The 21371-nt window shown below is 34.3% G+C and carries 19 protein-coding genes; 6 read left to right on the top strand and 13 right to left on the bottom strand.

Going from position 1 to position 21371, the window contains the following annotated elements:
• Window positions 1-33 precede the first annotated feature (33 nt).
• Both U6A24_RS14990 and U6A24_RS14995 read left to right on the top strand, forming a co-directional pair.
• Window positions 34-837: a class I SAM-dependent methyltransferase gene (locus tag U6A24_RS14990; protein ID WP_324181134.1), complete on the top strand. Its 804-nt coding sequence runs from the start codon at window positions 34-36 to the stop codon at window positions 835-837.
• A gap of 148 nt (window positions 838-985) precedes the next feature.
• The gene (locus U6A24_RS14995) at window positions 986-2350 is read left to right on the top strand and encodes an FAD-dependent oxidoreductase (RefSeq protein ID WP_324181135.1); all 1365 of its coding nucleotides are present in this window, start codon (window positions 986-988) and stop codon (window positions 2348-2350) included.
• A 96-nt stretch (window positions 2351-2446) separates the two neighbouring features.
• Here U6A24_RS14995 and U6A24_RS15000 read toward each other — a convergent pair whose 3' ends face one another.
• The 11 genes from U6A24_RS15000 to U6A24_RS15050 form a co-directional block, all read right to left on the bottom strand.
• Complete coding sequence (locus U6A24_RS15000; protein ID WP_324180809.1) at window positions 2447-2629, bottom strand: hypothetical protein; 183 nt, start codon at window positions 2627-2629, stop codon at window positions 2447-2449.
• A 220-nt stretch (window positions 2630-2849) separates the two neighbouring features.
• Window positions 2850-4214, bottom strand: coding sequence for an aldehyde dehydrogenase (locus U6A24_RS15005; protein WP_324180810.1), 1365 nt, complete (start codon window positions 4212-4214; stop codon window positions 2850-2852).
• Between the two features lie 42 nt (window positions 4215-4256).
• Window positions 4257-5192 (bottom strand): sterol desaturase family protein, encoded by a 936-nt coding sequence (locus U6A24_RS15010; RefSeq protein WP_324180811.1) that lies wholly within the window; start codon window positions 5190-5192, stop codon window positions 4257-4259.
• Between the two features lie 158 nt (window positions 5193-5350).
• Window positions 5351-6214: an outer membrane protein assembly factor BamD gene (locus U6A24_RS15015; protein ID WP_324180812.1), complete on the bottom strand. Its 864-nt coding sequence runs from the start codon at window positions 6212-6214 to the stop codon at window positions 5351-5353.
• A 115-nt stretch (window positions 6215-6329) separates the two neighbouring features.
• A complete protein-coding gene (locus U6A24_RS15020) occupies window positions 6330-6761 on the bottom strand; it encodes a VOC family protein (RefSeq protein ID WP_324180813.1) in 432 nt (143 codons plus the stop codon).
• Window positions 6762-6784: 23 nt separating this feature from the next.
• Entirely contained in the window at window positions 6785-7741 is a 957-nt protein-coding gene (locus U6A24_RS15025; protein WP_324180814.1) for a YybH family protein, read from the bottom strand.
• A 95-nt stretch (window positions 7742-7836) separates the two neighbouring features.
• Window positions 7837-8661 (bottom strand): 23S rRNA pseudouridine(2604) synthase RluF, encoded by an 825-nt coding sequence (gene rluF / locus U6A24_RS15030; RefSeq protein ID WP_324180815.1) that lies wholly within the window; start codon window positions 8659-8661, stop codon window positions 7837-7839.
• A gap of 101 nt (window positions 8662-8762) precedes the next feature.
• Window positions 8763-9602 (bottom strand): alpha/beta fold hydrolase, encoded by an 840-nt coding sequence (locus U6A24_RS15035; protein ID WP_324180816.1) that lies wholly within the window; start codon window positions 9600-9602, stop codon window positions 8763-8765.
• A complete protein-coding gene (locus tag U6A24_RS15040; RefSeq protein WP_324180817.1) occupies window positions 9602-9967 on the bottom strand; it encodes a cupin domain-containing protein in 366 nt (121 codons plus the stop codon). Before U6A24_RS15040 ends, U6A24_RS15035 begins: the two co-directional genes overlap by 1 nt.
• A 13-nt stretch (window positions 9968-9980) precedes the next feature.
• Entirely contained in the window at window positions 9981-10547 is a 567-nt protein-coding gene (locus tag U6A24_RS15045) for a hypothetical protein (protein WP_324180818.1), read from the bottom strand.
• 35 nt (window positions 10548-10582) lie between these two features.
• Window positions 10583-12118 carry a helicase HerA-like domain-containing protein gene (locus U6A24_RS15050; RefSeq protein WP_324180819.1) on the bottom strand — a complete coding sequence of 512 codons (1536 nt, stop codon included), beginning with the start codon at window positions 12116-12118 and terminating at the stop codon, window positions 10583-10585.
• 109 nt (window positions 12119-12227) lie between these two features.
• Here U6A24_RS15050 and U6A24_RS15055 point away from each other — a divergent pair, with 109 nt between their 5' ends.
• Window positions 12228-12671 (top strand): RidA family protein, encoded by a 444-nt coding sequence (locus tag U6A24_RS15055; protein WP_324180820.1) that lies wholly within the window; start codon window positions 12228-12230, stop codon window positions 12669-12671.
• A gap of 114 nt (window positions 12672-12785) precedes the next feature.
• Entirely contained in the window at window positions 12786-13415 is a 630-nt protein-coding gene (locus U6A24_RS15060) for a 7-carboxy-7-deazaguanine synthase QueE (protein WP_324180821.1), read from the top strand.
• A 1692-nt stretch (window positions 13416-15107) separates the two neighbouring features.
• On the opposite strand, the gene U6A24_RS15065 is transcribed toward U6A24_RS15060, so the two are convergent.
• Window positions 15108-15641 (bottom strand): DUF2911 domain-containing protein, encoded by a 534-nt coding sequence (locus tag U6A24_RS15065; protein WP_324180822.1) that lies wholly within the window; start codon window positions 15639-15641, stop codon window positions 15108-15110.
• A gap of 258 nt (window positions 15642-15899) precedes the next feature.
• On the opposite strand from U6A24_RS15065, the gene asnB reads away from it, so the two are divergent.
• Window positions 15900-17564 (top strand): asparagine synthase B, encoded by a 1665-nt coding sequence (asnB, locus tag U6A24_RS15070; RefSeq protein WP_324180823.1) that lies wholly within the window; start codon window positions 15900-15902, stop codon window positions 17562-17564.
• A 132-nt stretch (window positions 17565-17696) separates the two neighbouring features.
• On the opposite strand, the gene U6A24_RS15075 is transcribed toward asnB, so the two are convergent.
• Window positions 17697-18863 carry a M12 family metallopeptidase gene (locus U6A24_RS15075; protein WP_324180824.1) on the bottom strand — a complete coding sequence of 389 codons (1167 nt, stop codon included), beginning with the start codon at window positions 18861-18863 and terminating at the stop codon, window positions 17697-17699.
• A gap of 505 nt (window positions 18864-19368) precedes the next feature.
• Here U6A24_RS15075 and gyrB point away from each other — a divergent pair.
• Complete coding sequence (gyrB, locus tag U6A24_RS15080; RefSeq protein WP_324180825.1) at window positions 19369-21309, top strand: DNA topoisomerase (ATP-hydrolyzing) subunit B; 1941 nt, start codon at window positions 19369-19371, stop codon at window positions 21307-21309.
• The last annotated feature ends 62 nt before the right edge of the window (window positions 21310-21371 follow it).

The raw sequence follows: 21371 nt of genomic DNA on the forward strand, positions 1-21371 counted from the left end.
TATACTATTTCAAAACTAATTAATCTGCCGAAGATGTCTGAAGAATTCAAAAAATATTTCGAAACCAATAAGAAAACCTGGAACGAAAAAGTAGACGTACATGTCGCCAGTACCTTTTATGATTTGGATGCTTTCAAAAAAGGTAAATCTTCATTAAATCATTATGAACTTGAAGCATTGGGTGATGTTTCAAATAAATCGTTATTACACTTGCAATGTCATTTTGGACAAGACACACTAAGCTTGAGCCGAAAAGGAGCAAAGTGCACTGGTGTTGATCTTTCAGACAAAGCAATTGAATTAGCGACACAATTAAATTTTGAATTGGGACTGGATGCTAATTTTGTTTGTTGTAATGTCCTTGATACTTCAAAATATATAAATGATAAGTTTGATATTGTATTTACTAGTTATGGTGTTATTGGCTGGTTGCCTGATTTGAAACCATGGGGTAAGATGATAGCCGAAAGACTGAAACCTGGCGGTGTTTTTTATATTGTGGAGTTTCATCCAATTGTTTGGATGTTTGATTATCTTGAAAATGAACCTATCATAAAATATGGGTATCATCAAAAAGAAGTGATTTATGAAGAATATGAAGGAACTTATGCAAATGAAAACTCTCAAATTATAAGTAAAGAGTTTGGATGGAATCATGGATTAGGAGAAGTAATTACTGCTTTGTCTGAAGCAGGGCTGACCATTGAATATGCTAAAGAATATGATCAATCGCCTTATAAAATATTTCCTGCCCTAATTGAAAATGAGAATAGAATGTTTGAAACCAGAGACAAATTGTATCCATTACTGTTTGCAATAAAGGCCAAAAAAGGATAATTCGGCAATATTTGTTATTTTTACCGAAGGTTTTAATGTTTGCATTCGTTCTTTTAAGAAATCGAACGGGCCCTCCAGATACATTAAAGCTCGAATCATGTTTAAGATTCTATGTATTATTCTGGCGGGTGAGAATCTCAATATCCCTATGCAAACAAAAAATATTGCAATCGTCGGAAGTGGCCTCGTAGGTTCACTGTTAGCTCTTTACCTTAGAAAACGTAATTATAACGTAACGGTTTTTGATAGAAGACCCGATATTAGAACAATCAAGTTCAGCGGGCGTTCAATTAATCTAGCTATGTCCGTAAGAGGATGGAAAACCTTGGATAAAATAGGAATAGGGGATGAGGTGAGGAAATTGGCTATTCCCATGTATAAGAGAACAATGCATGTACAAGGAGAGCCTATTTATCATCAATATTATGGTAAAGAAGGAGAGGCTATTTCATCTATTCCCAGAGGAATACTAAACAAAGAGATGATAACTTTAGCCGAAAATGCAGGTGCCGTTTTTAGGTTTAACGAGAAAGTATGGGATGTAAATTTACCTGAGGCCAAAATCTATACAGGCGAGACAGAAAAAAGTGAATGGAAAGAATATCAATATGATATGATTTTTGGATGTGATGGTGCTTTTTCAAGGGTAAGACATAAAATGCAAAGAAGAAGTAGATTTAATTATTCTCAAAAATTCCTTGATACGGGATATAAAGAACTGGGAATACCTGCCAACCCTGATGGGTCTCATAAACTTGATAAAAACTCTCTACATATTTGGCCAAGAGGAAAGTTCATGCTTATTGCCTTACCAAATCTCGATGGCACATTTACGTGCACACTTTTTATGCCTCATGAAGGAGAAAATTCTTTTGAAAAACTTACTAATGATGATGAGGTAATGAGCTTTTGGGAACAATATTTTCCTGATACAATAAAGATTATGCCAACATTGTTAAGTGATTTTAAAAACAACCCCACTAGTGCTTTGGTTACCATGAAATGCTATCCTTGGACTTATTGGGATAAAGTAGCTCTAGTTGGAGATTCTGCGCATGCAATTGTTCCTTTCTATGGTCAGGGTATGAATGCCGGGTTTGAAGATATTTCAATCTTGGATGAAATTATTGATGAACTTGGCAGAGATAATTGGCAGGATATTTTTGAGACCTATCAAAAGTCAAGAAAACCTAATGCAGATGCCATTGCCGAGCTTTCTTATCGCAATTTTATTGAAATGAGCAGTAAAACGGCCGATCCTGATTTTCTGTTGAGGAAAAAGATCGAAAAACATTTCTCAGAAAAACATCCAGATAAATGGCTGCCGTTGTATTCTAGAGTTACATTTAGTCATAGACCTTATGCAGAAGCCTTAAAAACAGGCGATCAGCAAGCATCAATTATGGATCGAGTAATGGAGATGGAAAACATAGAAAATATTTGGGAAACCGATGAAGTGGAACAGTATATTTTGGAACTACTAGCCGAGAAAACATACAAACTTCAAAATTGATTGCCTAGAATATAAAAAAATAAAGAGACAAAATTGCACTGTTAAAATGCAGTTATGTCTCTTTAAGTTAATATGCGTTTTTAATTATTCTAGTTTCTATACCGGACACCCAGCATCGCTAACACAGGTATGAAAACACCAATCGTAATCGTTTCCACATCGGGCTGCACAATTTGCTCTAATTGCATTACAAGGATTTCCGCCGCCATTAATAAGGCTTGCCTCTTTACGTTCTAATGCACGATAATTTGACTGCTTAAGTCTTTCAAAATTTTTCATGATTTTAGGTTTTAAAAGTTAAGATTTATAGAATTATTGGTATACCAATAATCCCGTGTTTTTATAGAAAAAAACAGATTCAAATGTGCGCACAATTGTATTTTAAAGATATGTTTTTTGAAAAGACTATTTGCTTTCTGATTTCACAATTAACGTATTTTTAGAACAATTTATGTTTTACTTTCTCTATTGATATGTGTTGTTAAAATGTAGTGTTTTATTACCCAATAATTCGTTTTAACCATTTTAACTTTGTAGGGCTGTAAGGGGGGTACTTCAAATTTGGTTCTATCAAAAATGGTTTCTGAAGTACGCTTTTGTAATGGGAAAATGTTTCGAATCCAAACTTGCCATGGTAGTTGCCAATCCCACTATCTCCTACACCTCCAAATGGTAAGGTTTGCTCGGTAAAGTGCATCACAGCATCATTTACAGCTCCTCCGCCAAATGAGATTTCGTTTAATATTTTCTTTTGAACGGCGTTATTTTTGGTAAAAATATAACAAGAAAGCGGTTTAGAAAGTTTTTTAACCTTACTAATTGCTTCGTCTATCGTATCAAACGTAAGTACAGGTAAAATGGGACCAAAGATTTCATCTTGCATAACTTTGTCTGAAAAATCTACATCTCGCAGTACGGTAGGTGGAATTACCCTTTCTTCTTTATTACCGGTGCTGCCTACATAAATCTTTTCTTCTTCGATCATCTCGACCAGTCGATCAAAATTTTTGTCATTAACAATCTGCGTATAGTTATCGTTGTCTACATGATAATCAGACTTATCAATGTGTTTTTTCACAGCGGATAAGAATGCATCTTTAATGCTGGATTCTACCATTACATAATCTGGGGCTATACATGTTTGGCCGGCATTAAGAAATTTTCCCCAGACTAATCTTTTGGCTGTCATATCAATATTGATATCCTTGGTAATAATAGCTGGGCTTTTTCCTCCAAGTTCAAGAGTGACCGGAGTGAGATGTTTTGCTGCCGCTTGATAAATAATTTTTCCTACAGGTACGCTACCGGTAAAGAATATTTTATCAAACTTAATATCAAGTAACGCTGTAGTTTCTTTTACACCGCCTTCGATCACTTTAAAAAATGAAGAATCAAAATTTTGATTAATTAATCTTTCCATAGTAGCCGAAGTACGCGATGGAACTTCACTTGGTTTAAGAACAACTGTACAGCCAGCCGCAATTGCAGCGATTGCAGGACATAAAGAAAGTTGATAAGGGTAATTCCAGGCACCTATAACCAACACAGTTCCGAAAGGCTCTGGGATTATATAACTTTTGCCCGGAAGATTCGTAAGTCCTGTTGACGCTTTTTTCTTTCTAGCCCATTTTTTTACCTTTTTAATCGCTAAATCGATTTCATGATAAATTATAGATAATTCAGTGGTATATGTTTCAAATTCAGATTTTTTGAAGTCTTTATAGATAGATTCATATAGCTCGGCTTCATTTTTTTTCAATACGCCTTTTAATCGTTTTAACTCTTGTATTCTAAAAGATATGTTCTTGGTAGTATTTGTATTGAAAAATTGCCGTTGCAGGTCTATAATTTCTTGAAAGTTCATTACGAAATTGGCAGTGTTTTGATTAAAATTAAGATAACTAAGTTAAGCTTTTTGTTTCTTAAGTTCAAGTTCACGTTGCATTTGTTTTACAGTAAGTGTGCTTCCGTCATGACTCCATCCTGGAGGTCCAAATACGTACATGAATTTATGATACCAATTTTTAGATTTTTTGGTGTCGTTCCAGATATCTCGATACTCATGAGTTAGAATCACCCAAGGATTATAAGAGTTTGGAGCGTGTGTAACTCCATATTCAACTTCAATATTTTCATCAAGTTCTTTCCAGGTACCAAACATCTTGTCAAAAATGTTTAAAAAACCACCATGATTTTTATCCATATACTCTACGTTTTTAGCATGATGTACTTGGTGCATAGTATGGGTGTTGAATATCTTTTCAATAAATCCCATTTTTGGAATATAAACAGAATGTAATTGAAATTGCCATAAAGCTTCTATTCCTAAACATACTACAACCATCTCTGGAGGAAACCCTATAGCGGGAATCCACATATAAAATAGAGGTTTGTAAAGTATAGTGAACCAACCATTTCTAACGGCAGTGCCCAGATTAAAATTATCGGATGAATGATGGACAATATGAGCTGCCCATAAGGCTCTTACCATATGGTTTTGTCGATGAAACCAATAGTAGGTAAAATCATCTAAAAGTTGACAGGCCAACCAAACATACCATGCGTATCCAAAGGATTCCCATCCAAAAATATTTGTACGAATCCCGTTCACTTCCGGATTAAAAAATTCATAAACATAGTTGAAAATAACAATAGCAGAAATGGTTTTTATCAAAGGAGCCAGTAGTGCAGAACCAACACCCATAAATAAACTAGCACCCAAATCTTTCCACTCGTACAGATTTTTGTTTTTATGATCGTGCGTTTTGCTATAAGTGAGTTCCAATAAAATTAACCCCAAAAAACAGGGTACTCCATAAACCAAAGGGTTGGTAAAATCCATTCTTTTTTTGTTCAATTTTTATGGGGCAGAATATAGGAAGATTTTTTAGTAAATCTTTAACAATTTTGTGGTATTTCACCTCGAGATCATTTTTTTAACGATTGTCTAATTAAAAAAGTATGATTTCAAAAAAAAATTATGTTAAGTGCCTGTTACGATCAATCTGTATTTCCTCCTAATGCTTCAAAAGCGTCTAAGACATTTTTTATAGCCTTTTTTTCCGTTTTGCTCACTGTTTTTGTGTAGACATCATCTTCTCCAACGTATTTTATTTTGGCTGTTTTACTAGCAGCTATTTTTTCGGTAAGTCTTAGATCTTCTTTTTTAACTATTCTATCAATCCATTCCCTTTTTCCATCAGAAATGTTGGCAGCCTTAAATTCTCCGGGGGATTCTTCTTCGATTTCAAAGGTTTCTCCATCTACGGTTATTTCAATTCTTTCTAGATGAAGCCATTTCTTCTTCGAGAAATAATTTATTGACAATCCCATCCAAGGTTTCTTTTCTCTTTGACCTATGTAAGTTTGAATGTAGCTTGTTGTATTTGTCGTAGCAGATGAAGGGTCAGAGTACCACGTGACATCATCGTTAATGTCATATTTTACTTTCATCTTGGTAATTGCCTTGTTATTGGTATCAGTATTTTCTATCTCCTCCTTGGCTTGACTAGAATCGTCTTTGCCTTCATTTTTATCTTCAGTTTTGTTCCTATTGGCTCTTGCGGTTTCTAGTAGTTTATTTTCTACTTCTTTAAGTAACTTTCTTCCTTGTTTGCCTTCATTAGAATTGGCGTATTTTGCAATCAATTTTTGAAAGCGTTCTCTGCTTCTTGTATAATTTGCTTCGTCATAATAAGAATTGGCTTGATCAAAGAGTTGAGAGGGTGTCAACTCGCAATCTGCCAGGTCTTTTTTCAAATTTTCATTCTCTTTTTTTAGTTTATCATATTCTGCTTGGGGGACACCACAACTGAGAATAGAGAAAAGGAGTAGGGTGAACCCGATTAGAGTAGTTTTTTTCATAGTAGGGTGTATTTAGGACTATTTTGCTATTAAATATTGGATCTCAATATACTAAAAAAGCTTTAACAGTCATAATTTTACGTTAAAACCGTACTATTTTATGTTAAAAATAATTTTATTTTCTAAAAATTTCACGAATATCTTTAAAAGACTTGAACTCTAAGGCATTTCCGCAGGGATCATAAAAAAACATTGTAGCTTGCTCACCAATTTCTCCTTGAAATCTTATATAGGGTTCAATCACAAATTCTATGCTTTTTTCAGATAGTCTTTTTGCTAATTTTTGCCATATTTCCCATTCGAGTATTACTCCAAAATGTGGTACAGGTACATCTTTTCCGTCAACGGGATTAGTGTGGTTTTTTTTCAAGTCTGGTTTTGGTTTGTAATGAATAACGAGTTGGTGCCCAAAGAAATTAAAATCTACCCAATGGTCGCTGCTTCTGCCTTCTTCTAACTCTAGAATCTCATTATAAAAACTTCTTGCTGTTTGTAGATCATCTACGGGTATTGCCAAATGAAAAGGCGATAATGTATTATTTGTCATATTTTTTCGAACATTTATAAAAACTACTCTTTAATCCTATTCCAGATGTCCAGATACATCTTCCATTGGTTGTTTATTTTTCTCCAAACGACTACGTATTTTCCTTTATAAGATATTTCTGTACCGTCTTCTTTTTTATTTTTTCCTTTATAAATTCCATAATCATGTGCTGTATCTCCAAGGATAACAATTTCTTCGGGTATAATTTCATGCGCAATAGGAGTGTACCCCGCAGTATTGGACCATCTTTTTTTAATGGCCTCATATCCTGATATAATGGGTGTATTATTTGGGAATATTTTTGCATCGGCGGTATAAGATTTTGCGATGGCCTCGAAGTCTTGCTTTAGATAAGAAGCAGAAAAAGCTTTGGTCGCTGCTTTAATTTGCTCTTCATCACTTAGTTTTTGCGTGTTTTTACGTTTTTTACAGTCAATCTTCCAAGTGGGAAAAGAAATTGTTTCATCGGTATTTACCCATTCTCCAAGCCACTTAAAACCATTCTTTGTAATATCATAGAAGTTAATTTTGTAGAAACCATCCATTCCGTTAGGAGCTTTTTGTTCACGATATAGAATGATTTTGTCTTCTTTTTTATTTCCTTCCCATGCAGAGAGGATTGTGGTGGGGAGGGTCGAAGAATAATAATGTACATACCACTTACTACTGTCTGGAATAAATTGTCTTATGCTTCCAGAGTGTTTTCCGTCTTCTTTTAGGGTCTGATCTTGAACGCCCATTCCGTTCATTATGTATTTAAATTCCCAGGTCATTTTATTGGGTTTTGCCCAGGTTTGGTCTTTATTTCTTGTTTCTGAAATACAATCACAAAGACCTATTAGGTTATCAAAATCAAGGATTTCTTTTGGTGCATTAGGATTTGGTCTTCCAAAAGGATAAGCTTCTGAAGGTTCATATTCATATTGCCCCCAACCATATGAAAAAACTAAAAAAAACAGAAAAAACATTGATCGTATCATAAAAGTAAAATTTATTAATACGTTTAATGTACTTATTTTGAAAGTATTAGCGGGATATAGGTATTTAAAATTAGGATTTAATTAACAATAGAAATTTAACTTCTACGATCTCTACGTTTTTTACTTCTTGGTCTAGATGATTCTCTTCTCGCAGTGTTCCTTTGCCTTGTTTTTTTGGTTTCAATAAATGATGCTTCTTCAGTTTTACTTGAATCGCCAACATCTGTATTGATAACTTTTAACTCTTCTTGGGTTAAATATCTCCATTTTCCAACCGGGACATCCAGAGACACATTCATAATCCTAATTCTCTTAAGAGTTACCACTTCGTATCCCAAATACTCGCACATCCTACGAATTTGTCGATTAAGCCCCTGTGTAAGAACAATCCTAAAAGTATACTTACTAATTTGTTCGACTTCACATTTTCGAGTAACCGTATCCAATATTGGAATTCCGTTACCCATTCTTTTTATGAATTGGGGATTGATTAACTTGTTTACCGTTACCACATATTCTTTCTCATGATTATTTCTAGCTCTCAATATTTTATTTACAATATCACCATCACTGGTAAGAAAAATAAGCCCTTCACTTGGTTTGTCTAATCGACCTATAGGGAAGATACGTTTAGGGTAATTTATAAAATCAATAATATTGTCTTTTTCGTTTTGTGCCGTGGTACAAACTATACCTACCGGTTTGTTAAAGGCCATGTATACATGTTTCTCTTTGGGTTGATTGATTTGCTCTCCATCTACATGCACAATATCGCCAGGAGCAACTTTGGTGCCCATTTCTGGTACATTGCCATTAATAGTAACCCGACCTTGATCGATCAATTTGTCGGCTTCTCTACGTGAACAATATCCTACTTCACTAAGGTATTTGTTAAGTCTGGTAAGTTTAGTGTTTTCCACAGTGCAAAGGTAATTATAATATTGAATTACAAACTACAACTTTGAGGCTTGTAAATAAGAATATATAAGCCTATTGGATATTCGTTTTTTTTAAGAAACGATTATTTGTTCAAAAAATCTATAATCATATGATCAACTTCTTCAAAAAATAGGGAATGTCCATAATTTTCTGTGGTAATAAATTGTGCATTTGACCAGTTTTCACCAATTGCTTCTGCTTCTTTATATGGAGCGATATCATCATATTTGTCATGAATCAAAAGTCCTTTATGTGTGAGTTTTTTGGCAAAATTTGAAGCCGAAAATTCTTCAAAATAAAAACCATGTTTGTCTTTAAAATATTGATCCAGCACTTTCATAAACTTGGGAGATAGCCGTAATATTCGTTGATATCCTCTCATTATTCGGGCTAAATCTGAAGGCGGTGCTAAAATGATCAATTTTTCTATTTCCTGGTTTGGATAAATGGATTGATGATAAATGGTAGTCATACCTCCAACCGAGTGGCCCAATAAGTGATTAGGTCTATATAATTCTATTACTTTTTGAAGACATTCTGTATATAAAGGAACGTTTAAAATCTTGCCCGATGAATTTCCATGTGCGGGAGCATCAAATGCAATGACATTGTAACCTGTCTTATGTAACTTTTTAATGATACGTTTCCAGCGATGAGTATTGCTTTCCCACCCATGTATCATTAATATGGTTTCTCCCATACTAGGCCAACGATAGGTTTGGATTTCGACATCGTTAACCAAAACAATTTCATCTTCAGCATCTTCCAAAAAATCTTCTTGCTCTGGTAATACTTTGCCTTTTCTAGGCGAACAAAATAAAATATAGGCTTTGCTAACCGCTCTTTTGGGAGTAAAAAAGAACAAAAACCGAAAATATCTTCCGATTAAAATGGGTAGGTATTTTTCAAACTTTTCTTTCATTAATCTTCACGATGCACAGCTTCTATAGTAAAAGCTGGAAGACAAATTGCAATATACTCACATTCCTGATCAAATGGGTTAGAATATTGGATTCTTGTGTTTTTTTCAATTTTTATTGATTGCCCCGCCGTAAGCACTACAATTTCACCTTCAATAATAAATTGCTTTTTCCCTTTAATGATATAAGTATATTCATCAAATTCTGGAGTTTGAAAAGGTTCACTCCACCCAGGCGGAGCAATCATGTGAGCAATGCTGATTTGTGAATTACCATCGGTGGCCTTTCCAAAATGCTCCTCTATTAATTTTCCATCGGTTGTTGGAACAATAAAAGGAGATGTTTGAATCTGAAATTTTTTACTCATAGTTCTGGTAAAATTATTGTTCGTCCCAATGAATCCAGAAATGCTTAATTTTTGCGGTATCAGGAATATCTGAAATTTCAATTTTAGTATCGGTGTTAAATTGAAATTTCTGAGGCAATTCTTTCTTATCTATAGTAAAATACGCCTGGATGCTATCTACAAAAATTACAGCGGTACTTAATGTATTATTAATTTTTGAAATAGAATAGTTGTCTTTGATATCTTTAAAATTACTGGAGGAGGATACACCTAACCCTGTTTTATATCTCGGATCGATAATTTGTATATTTTGAATGGTAGCCGAAGGGGCCGATTTCTGTCTAGCTTCCAAAACCAATAATTTACTTCCTCCTTTTTCAAAAATCTCAATTTCATTTACATTTCTTAATGACTGGCCTCTGGCAATTCTTTTGACAATGGAATCGGTGGCAAAGATTGAATCCAACTGTTTTACAGTAATCTCATTGGTAAGCAATCCAATTCGGTTATTGGAAATCTCGAATGGGTCTTGTTTTTCTTCTTTTTGGCAGCTTAAAATAAGCATCGCTAGAATCAATAAAGAAAATAGTCTAATATTCATAGTTTAAATAATTTGTGTTTTCTAGTAAACGTAAATTATTTCAATAACTTATTAAGCACTCCTAATGCACCACGAATAAAGGTAGCGCTTGTAAGTACTTTTATAACTGCCTTTTCGGTGGTACTTGTTCTTCTACTTCTGGATCGAGAACTTGATGAGGTTTTCTTTAATTTCTCTCTTTCTTTTTTGGCCGCAGCTTTGGCTTCTTCGGCTTGGGCTTTTTCAATTTTTTCATTTAAAAGTTCGTAAGCGCTTTCTTCATCGATCTCTTCATTATATTTTGATGAAAGTTTGGACTTTTTCAATAAGCTTTTTAACTCATCGGGAGTTAGTATATCCATTCTACTCATTGGCGCTCTCAACATTGTAGCTGCTAGAGGCGTAGGGCGTCCTTTTTCGTCTAATGCTGATACCAATGCTTCTCCAATTCCCAATGAAGTGAGTATTTCTTTGGTGTCGTAGTATTCAGAAATAGGATAATTTTCTGCAGTAAGTTTTATCGCTTTTCGATCCTTGGCGGTAAAAGCTCTAAGCGCATGTTGTACTTTTAGACCAAGCTGACCTAAAACTCCATCAGGAACATCGGTTGGATTTTGAGTTACAAAGTATAACCCAACTCCTTTGGAACGAATAAGCTTAACAATACTTTCAATTTGATCCATTAATGCATTAGAAGCCTGCTTAAAAATCAAATGAGCTTCATCAAGAAATATTATTAACTCTGGTCGTCCACTATCACCTTGTTCTGGAAAAGTGCCATAAATTTCGGCAAGAAGACTCAACATAAATGTTGAAAACAGTTTTGGTTTATCCTGAATATCTGTTAATCTAATAATATTGATTACTCCACGTCCGTTCTCATCGATACGGCACAGGTCTTGAACATCAAAAGACTTTTCTCCAAAAAAGAGATCGGCTCCTTGTTGTTCTAGTTCAACTATTTTTCGAAGAATAGATCCTGTAGACGCTGTAGATATGCGTCCATAATCTTTTTCTAATTCTTTTTTACCTTCTTGCGTCGCAAATTGAAGTACTTTTTTAAGATCTTTTAAATCCAAAAGTGGTAATTTGTTGTCATCGCAATACTTAAAGATAATCGAAATAATTCCTGCTTGTGTTTCGGTTACATCAAGAATTCTTGAAAGTAGAACAGGGCCAAATTCGCTTACGGTTGCTCTCAATCTAACACCATCTTGTTCTGAAAGGGATAATATTTCAACAGGGAAATCCTTTGCCTCAAAAGGGATTCCGATTTTTTCATGACGTTCATCAATTTTCGGATGACCTGGGCTCGCCGCAGCAATACCACTTAAATCTCCTTTAATATCCATTAACAATACAGGGATTCCTTTATCACTTAGGTTTTCGGCGATTACTTGAAGGGTTTTGGTTTTACCTGTACCTGTTGCACCAGCAATTAATCCATGTCTATTCAAAGTCTTCAAAGGCACTTTTACATGTGCATTGGTAATTGTCTCCCCATTAAGCATGGCAGCACCCATAGTAATGAAATCACCTTTGGTTTTATAGCCTTCATTTATATGATCAAAAAATGCTTGATTGTCACTCATAGTTGAATTAATTTTTGATAAAAATAGGAATCTTAAGTTTTCTATTGAAATTATAAGCTATTTTTAATGTATAGTAACTAGGTAATAACAAATTATAGTATCATTTTGTATGAAAAATGTAATCACTTTTCTGTGTACGGTTTTAGTATTGGGAAGTTGTAATACAGAGTCCTCTCGAGCAATCTTTCATAAAACACATGAGCCAAAGAAATCAGAAGCTCCTTTTTCTGACGCTGTTCAGGTAGGCAATTTGTTTTTTTTATCAGGTCAAGTTGGTATGGATCACAATACAAGAAAACTGGTGCCGGGTGGAATTAAAGCGGAAACAACACAAACATTAGAAAACATTAAATCGGTATTAGAACATCATGATATGCAAATGAAAGATGTTGTAAAATGCACTGTTATTTTATCTGATATAGATGACTTTTCGGCATTTAATGCGATATATAAAACCTATTTTCCTCAGAAACCAGCTCGCACTACTTTTGCGGCAAAAGGATTAGCAGTAAGGGCAAAAATTGAGATAGAGTGTATTGCCGTGAAGCAATGATAAAGTATACTTTGTCGTGGATGCAATAATCTAATTGTTTAGGGAGCTTTTTGAATTAAACGAGATAGGGTATTCCTACCTTTGTAAGGTAATATTGATTACCTTTGCGCCCTTATGCAAGAGAGTGTACAAAAATTGGTTGATGCCGGAGAGATGCTTCCTTTAATGGAAGAATTTTATACCATTCAAGGAGAAGGGTATCATAAAGGAACTGCTGCTTATTTTGTCAGAATAGGTGGGTGTGATGTTGGGTGTCATTGGTGTGATGTAAAAGAAAGTTGGAATGCCAATTTACATCCACCTACGGCTACCGAAGAAATCATAAATAATGCTGTGAAATATAGCCAAGTTGTTGTGGTTACAGGAGGGGAGCCACTTACTTGGGATATGACTATGCTTACAAAAGGGCTTAAAGATAAAGGGGCTCAAACCCATATAGAAACATCTGGTGCCTATCCATTAACAGGTCATTGGGATTGGATTTGTCTTTCACCAAAAAAAGTAAAATTACCTAAGGAAGAAATTTATGAAGTTGCCGATGAATTAAAATGCATCGTTTATAATAAGAGTGATTTTGCGTTCGCAGAAGAACAAGCAAGCAAAGTTTCTAAAGATTGTATATTGTATCTCCAGCCAGAATGGAGTGTTAGAGACAAAGTGGTGCCGTTAATTGTCGATTATGTAATGAATAACCCAAAATGGCGGGTTTCTCTTCAAACTCATAAATACCTAAATATTCCATAAGAAGACTTAGATAGAGTACGGTTTTCTGACTTTTCCAAAAAAAAATACAAGTAATTGAAGTTTAGCTGCTTACGGTAAAACCATAATATCAGGGGAAAAATCCCCCTTGAAAAAATTATTAAAGAAAGAAAAATCTTACTTTTTTTGATTTTTTTAAGATTTAACCATGCTTTTGGTCCTCGTTTAATTGGTTTGTATCGAAATGTTAATTTTTACCTTAACATTTTTGTAAAACGTATTTTTTTAGTTCATAAATTTGAATTAAGTAATTTGAAATCAAGAAGCTATGAAACAATTTTACACAATTTTTGGATTAAATTTTAAAACTGTAGTTAGTTTTATCAATGAGTTACCATCAGGTTCTCGTTATGCAATGCGCAGATAATAAAAATATTGGATTGCCCATTAGGCGGTCTTTTTTTGTAAGAAAAAACTTCACTACAATGTAGGTTTTTTATTTAAAAGACAGAGTCGTCTTATTTAATAAGTGCTTTGTCAAAAAGTATAAATTATATCGAACTAATTCTTTACTTTTTGAGAGTTATTGATTATATTTAGAAACGATTGAATTAACTTTTTAATCAAATTTAGAAATGAATAAATTTTTTACTAGTATCTGGTTAGGTTGTAAATCTTTGATAGGATTTATAAAAGATCTTCCTGGTGCTTCAGGTAACGCTATGCGTAATTAATAGGATATTTATTTAGAAAACCTAGAATAATTACGTTTAAAAATTAAAAAAGAGACTGTCCCCAAAATAGTGTGGTATGGTCTCTTTTTTATTATTTCAAAGTTTGGTTAAAAAGGGAAGACAAGGGGATTTTGGAAATATAGAGGAAAAAAAATATTCTTTTAAAACGTAATTACAAAAAACACCAATGGAAATTAGGGGAAAAAACCCCCAAAAAGCTACTTTTTTACGTAGGTATTTTCTCTAAAATTTAACAGGTTTTTGAGTAGTTTTCGTGTTTTGTCGAGATTTGAATATCATATATCTAAAATTTTCTTTTGGGAGTGTTAATTTTTTTAATAACATCTTTAGCAGGTGTTATCTTTGTGTAACAAATTAAAAATGAAGTGATTATGAAATTATTTTACGGTATTTTGACAATTGATATTAAAGCACTAAAGTCTTTTTTAAAGCAGTTACCATCTGCTTGCAGTAACGCAATTCATAGGTAAAAAATTTTAATTAAAAACTTTGATTGATACGATAATGTTTGCATTCAAAGAATGAATTGAAATAGTATTATATTTGGGGAAATTACCCCATTTTCCTTGTAAAAAAAGACAATCTTATTAGGGGCTAATTATCACATAATTAGATATGTGTGTAGGTTATCGATAAAATCTCGGATTATATCTAAAATGTAAATAAAATGTTGAATTCATATTATTATGATGCTATATTTGTTTAATAATAATTTAATTATAAGTATATGGGGCTATTTTACACAAAATTTAGATTAACTTTTAGAATTGTAATGGATTTTCTAAGAGAATTACCAGGAGCGTCAGGGCATGCGATCCATAGGTAATAAGTGAAGAATTCTATTATCCTTATCTTTTTAGGATAATCACAATCATATTATTTTAGGGGCATAAAATAATAATAGTTAAAATTAAAAAAGAGAAAGCTTGGTAATTTGCCAAGCTTTCTCTTTTTTGTTCTAAATACTAAAACTAAAGGATCACATATAAAATGGAACTTCTACACGGGTAGTATCCCATCCCATTACCATATGATATCCTTTGTCTACTTTTTTGAAGGCGATAGAGAACACCTCTAATTCTTCTCCTGAAGCTACCGGGACGTTTATTCTTGCGACGTCTTTTCCTTCTTCATAGGAATAGGCTCCCCAACTATCAAGATCAGAATTTATAATTATTGTCCATTCCTTTTCTCCAGGAATAGTAAATAATGAATAAGTTCCGGCTTTGATAGTTTTATCTCCCATCTTTACATCTTGAAAGAATTTGATTTCGGTTGCTTCGTCCGCTCCGGTTCTCCATACTTTACCATACTTTTCTAGACCGCCAAATATTTTACGTCCTTTTTTTTGTGGCCTGCTGTAAACAACTTTTATTTCTGGTTTAGAGCCCCTATCTGCTTTCGCATAAGAAATATCGGTTGGGCTTTTTTGTAGTCCTGCAAATTTCTGCGCATTTACAGTACTTAAAGTTCCCATTAACATAATGGCAATTAGTAAGAGTGATTTTTTCATAATGGTGAATTTATTTCTTTAACAGACGTAAAGATATAGGTGAACTTACAACTAAATGTTAATCGCCTCTATAAATTCTGTTAAATATTCCAAATAACAGATTGATAGTGTTTATAGCGTAATGGTTTGTTTTGAGTTACTATTGAATATGTTTTTTTTATTTATTGTTTCAATATGAAACCTTTTCTATTGTAATTGTTTTTATTTTGTAACTCTAAAGTGATATTTGAACTCACAATTAATAGAAAAAGAAGAATTATGTGTGGAATTGTTTGTGCTTTTGATTTGAAGCAGGATTCAGAAGTTTTAAGGCCCCAATTGTTGGAAATGTCAAAGAAAATTCGTCATAGAGGTCCGGATTGGAGTGGTATATATTCAGATAGTAATGCAATATTGGCTCATGAAAGATTGGCAATTGTAGATCCAGTTTCCGGAAAACAACCTCTGTTCAGTGAGGATAAGAAATTGATTTTGGCGGCTAATGGAGAAATTTATAATCATAGAGAATTACGCAAACAATTTGAAGGGAAATATAACTTCCAAACAGATTCAGACTGCGAAGTGATTTTAGCATTGTACCAAGAGAAAGGCCCAGATTTTATTGATGAATTGAACGGTATTTTTGCTTTTGCTTTATATGATGTAGAAAAGAATACGTATCTCATAGCTCGAGATCATATGGGAATTATACCATTATATATGGGTTGGGATCAAAATGGAACTTTTTATGTTGCTTCAGAATTAAAAGGTCTAGAAGGAGTTTGTTCCAAAATCGAATTGTTTTCTCCTGGCCATTATTTGTATGGTAAGGAGGGAGAACTTAAAAAGTGGTATGTAAGAGATTGGTCTGAATATGAAGCGGTAAAAGAGAACCAGACGAGTATCGATGAGGTTCGTGAGGCTTTGGAAGCTGCAGTGCACAGACAATTGATGTCTGATGTGCCTTACGGAGTGTTGTTATCTGGTGGTTTGGATTCATCTGTTACTTCTGCTATTGCGAAAAAATATGCAGATAAAAGAGTAGAGTCTGATGATGCTGATACGGCTTGGTGGCCAACATTACATTCCTTTTCCGTTGGATTAGAGGGGTCTCCCGATTTGGCTGCAGCACAAAAAGTGGCAGATCATATAGGAACAGTCCATCACGAGATAAAATTTACGATTCAAGAAGGTTTGGATGCTATAAAAGATGTGATATATAATCTGGAAACCTATGATATTACAACCATTAGGGCTTCGACCCCTATGTACTTAATGGCAAGGGTTATTAAATCTATGGGAGTGAAAATGGTACTATCTGGAGAAGGAGCGGATGAAATTTTTGGAGGATACTTGTACTTTCATAAAGCACCAAATGCACAAGAGTTTCATGATGAAACCGTTCGTAAGCTTGGTAAATTGCATATGTACGATTGTTTAAGAGCTAATAAATCACTTGCGGCATGGGGAATTGAAGGTAGGGTACCGTTTTTGGACAAAGAGTTTATGGATGTAGCGATGCGTATTAATCCTCAAGATAAAATGATTAACGGCGAGAGGATGGAGAAATGGGTTATTCGTAAGGCTTTTGAATCTTATTTGCCCGAGAGTGTGGCTTGGAGACAGAAAGAGCAATTTTCTGATGGAGTTGGATATAGTTGGATCGACACTTTAAAAGATGTGGTAGAACAAGAAGTTTCTGATGAACAAATGGAAAATGCCCATTTTAGATTTCCAATACAAACACCACAGAATAAAGAAGAATTTTATTATCGTTCAATTTTTGAAGGTCATTTTCCAAGCGATGCCGCTGCACTTAGTGTTCCGCAGGAACCTTCAGTGGCGTGTAGCACGAAAATTGCCTTAGAATGGGATGAAGCTTTTAAAAACATGAACGACCCAAGTGGTAGAGCAGTTGCCAATGTTCATGAAGAAGCATATTAATAATTTATTTTAAGTTTTATAATTAAGAAACTAGTTTATTGTATTAGCTGAGAGTTGAGTTTTAATTGAGATTTTTTTAAAAAACCCCTAAGAATTTCTTAGGGGTTTTTGTTTGTATTAGAATGGTGTTGCCTAGCTTCCGCAACGTCCCAGATTAGACCATCTTCTGTTATTCTGTAATTCAAATAAATATCCAGCATACGTAACCTGGTCTCCAGGGCTATAACTTCTGTTTCTGCTATATGCTGCTATTCCTTCACAAATATCTGCAGGTGTTGGTGTGGTAGTTTCACATTCACCAATTCGATTCCATCTTGTAAAATCTCTTTCGTATAAAAATCCTTGGTAAGTAACTTTGTCACCTACATTATATTGTCTTCCTCGTACCCATTCTTCAACTCCGGCGCAGATATCAGTTCCGCCGCCTCCGCCGCCGCCGCCGTCTCCGGCAGGATAAAGTTGATTAGTTCCTGCAATATCACCAGCAGATAATCTACTTCTAAAAGGGATACGACTACCGTCTAATTCTAGCATTACAGGCTGACCATTTTTACTGAATGTGAAACTACTGTATATCATAATAGATTCTACATCAAATGTTCCGGGATTTACCGAATTGTTATCTACTCTAAACTGACTTATAGCACCATCCTGAATGTTTTCAGGAAAAATTTGAACATATTGATTTCTGTCACTACGGTTTTGTTCGTGTAAATAACCTAAAGTATGTCCGATTTCATGAGTCATCACTCCAATTCCAGTTCTAACCCCCATATTAATAGTTCCTCTTGTTCCTTGAACACCTAAACTTGCAGAAGCACAATTACATTGACGACCACTATTCCTTATCGTTACATAGTAGTTTTCGCTGGTTCTTTCTTTAAATTTTATATTGGTTTTTGAAGTCCACTCCTCCATAGAGTCAAAAGTAACCTGTCTTTGGTTACTGGTTAAACTATTATCAAGAACATAGATTATAGTGTTGTTTGGCCATTTCCTTACTCCTGAAGCAAGACCTAATTTGGCATCTATTCCGCTACCAGGTTCTACCGGCCCAAAATCGGTTTTTTCGTCCTGCAACTGTTCTTCGGTGAAATAAATATCTCCCCATTTAAACATTCCATTTTTAAGATCTTCAACCTCTACCAGTCCTCCTCTAAAGTATTTTTCTATAAGTTCTGGTGTTTCTGAAGTTTCTGGTGGAAGTTCTTCAAAATTCTCGTTTGAACATGATGTGATAAACAGCCCTAAGCCTAATGCTGTTACCTTTACTAAATTAATTAGATTTTTTGTTTTCATTTTTGAATTAAAAATTAGAGTTTGTTTGTGTATTTTTAACAAGCGTGATAACTAATAGGTCTTTGATGTTATTACAAATTGCTATGTTAAAACTATTTTAAAAAGTGTTAATTCATGTTAAGCTCTGAGTATTCGTAAGAGTCTGTCTAGTAAGCGTTTTTCTTGAAGATGAATTGAAAGCCAAAAAAGAATTAAAAGCCCTAAGAAAATTTAATCTGGAGATATAAAAATTGAGTAGTATGATTCTTTTTTTTGCGCCATAAAACGTTTCAAATTTTATGTTTTTGTGGAGATTAAAGAATGAATAATTGAAAATATTAAAATTTTTATAAAACTCGTTTAAGGGTGTTTTTATCGTTTTTAAGAGCATTTTTTCTTTTTCTGGTATTAATCTTAACTAATTGTTGATAACTCTTTAAATCATCTTTGATAAAATCCTTTTATCCTTTTGCTGTTTTTTTATCTTTGTTCGTTGACCAAAATTATCATAAAATAAAGCTGGTTTATGAGCGAAGAAAAAAAGAAAAGTAATTATTCTGCCGATAGTATTCAGGCATTAGAGGGAATGGAGCATGTGAGAATGCGTCCATCCATGTATATTGGAGATGTAGGAGTAAGAGGATTGCACCATTTGGTATATGAAGTTGTCGATAATTCGATTGATGAAGCTCTTGCAGGGCACTGTGATACTATTGAAGTAACTATTAATGAGGATAACTCGATCACCACCAAGGATAATGGTCGTGGTATTCCTGTAGAAATTCATAAAAAAGAAGGAGTTTCGGCATTAGAAGTGGTTATGACCAAAATTGGTGCTGGAGGAAAATTTGATAAAGACTCTTATAAAGTATCCGGAGGTTTGCACGGGGTAGGGGTATCCTGTGTAAATGCATTGTCTGATCATTTACATGCTTATGTACATAGGGATGGTAAGGTCTGGGAACAAGAGTATGAAAGAGGTAAGCCATTATACCCAGTAAAATCTACTGGAGATACAGATTTTAGAGGTACAATAGTGACCTTTAAGCCTGATACTACTATTTTTCAGCAAACAACAGAATATAATTATGATACGCTGGCTAGTCGTATGCGAGAGTTGGCATACCTTAATAAAGGAATCACAATTACACTTACCGATATGCGTCACAAAGATGATGATGGTAAGTACGTTGCTGAAACATTTCATTCTGAAGAAGGATTGAGTGAATTTGTTAGATTCTTGGATGCCAGTCGTAATCCTCTTATTGGAGCCGTTATTTCTATGGAAGGGGAGAAAAACGACATTCCCGTAGAAGTTGCAATGATCTATAATGATTCGTATGCAGAAAACCTTCATTCTTATGTAAATAATATCAATACCCATGAGGGAGGTACACATCTTTCTGGTTTCAGAAGAGGGCTCACCAATACATTAAAGAAGTATGCAGATTCTTCAGGAATGTTGGATAAGCTGAAGTTTGAGATAGCAGGAGATGATTTTAGAGAAGGATTGACCGCAATTGTTTCTGTAAAAGTTGCAGAACCTCAGTTCGAGGGGCAAACAAAAACCAAGCTGGGTAACCGCGAGGTGACATCTGCAGTTTCTCAAGCAGTTTCTGAAATGTTGGAAAACTACCTTGAAGAAAATCCAGCTGATGCCAAAATGATTGTAGAAAAGGTAATCCTGGCAGCTCAGGCACGTCATGCAGCCAAGAAAGCCCGTGAGATGGTACAGCGTAAAACCGTGATGAGTATCGGAGGACTTCCTGGGAAGCTCTCTGATTGTTCAGAACAAGATCCTGCATTATGCGAAGTGTTCCTTGTCGAAGGAGATTCGGCAGGGGGGACAGCAAAACAAGGACGTGATCGAATGTTTCAGGCAATTCTTCCACTTCGTGGAAAAATTCTGAATGTAGAAAAAGCCATGCATCATAAGGTTTTTGAAAATGAAGAAATCAAAAACATTTTTACGGCGCTTGGTGTAACTATAGGTACCGAAGAAGATAGTAAAGCATTAAATATTTCAAAATTGCGATATCATAAAATTGTAATCATGTGTGATGCGGATGTCGATGGTAGCCATATTTCTACTTTGATTCTTACGTTCTTCTTCCGTTATATGAAGGAATTGATAGAAAATGGTCACGTATATATTGCAGCACCACCACTTTATTTGGTTAAAAAAGGTGCCAAGAAACAGTATGCATGGAATGATGATCAACGAGATCAAATTGTAAAAGAATTTGGAGAAAACTCGAAAATTCAGCGATATAAAGGTCTTGGAGAGATGAATGCAGAACAGCTTTGGGATACTACTATGAATCCAGAGTATAGAACTTTGCGTCAAGTGAGTATCGATAATCTTACTGAAGCAGATCGCATATTTTCAATGTTAATGGGGGATGAGGTTCCGCCGCGTAGAGAATTTATTGAAAAGAATGCGGTATACGCAAATATTGATGCATAAATTGTTATATAAGAACTAGAATCAAAATCCGTTATATACTTGGTATAACGGATTTTTTTTAT

The sequence above is a fragment of the Aquimarina gracilis genome (genome assembly GCF_035285365.1).
GTDB classification, from domain to species: Bacteria; Bacteroidota; Bacteroidia; order Flavobacteriales; family Flavobacteriaceae; genus Aquimarina; species Aquimarina gracilis.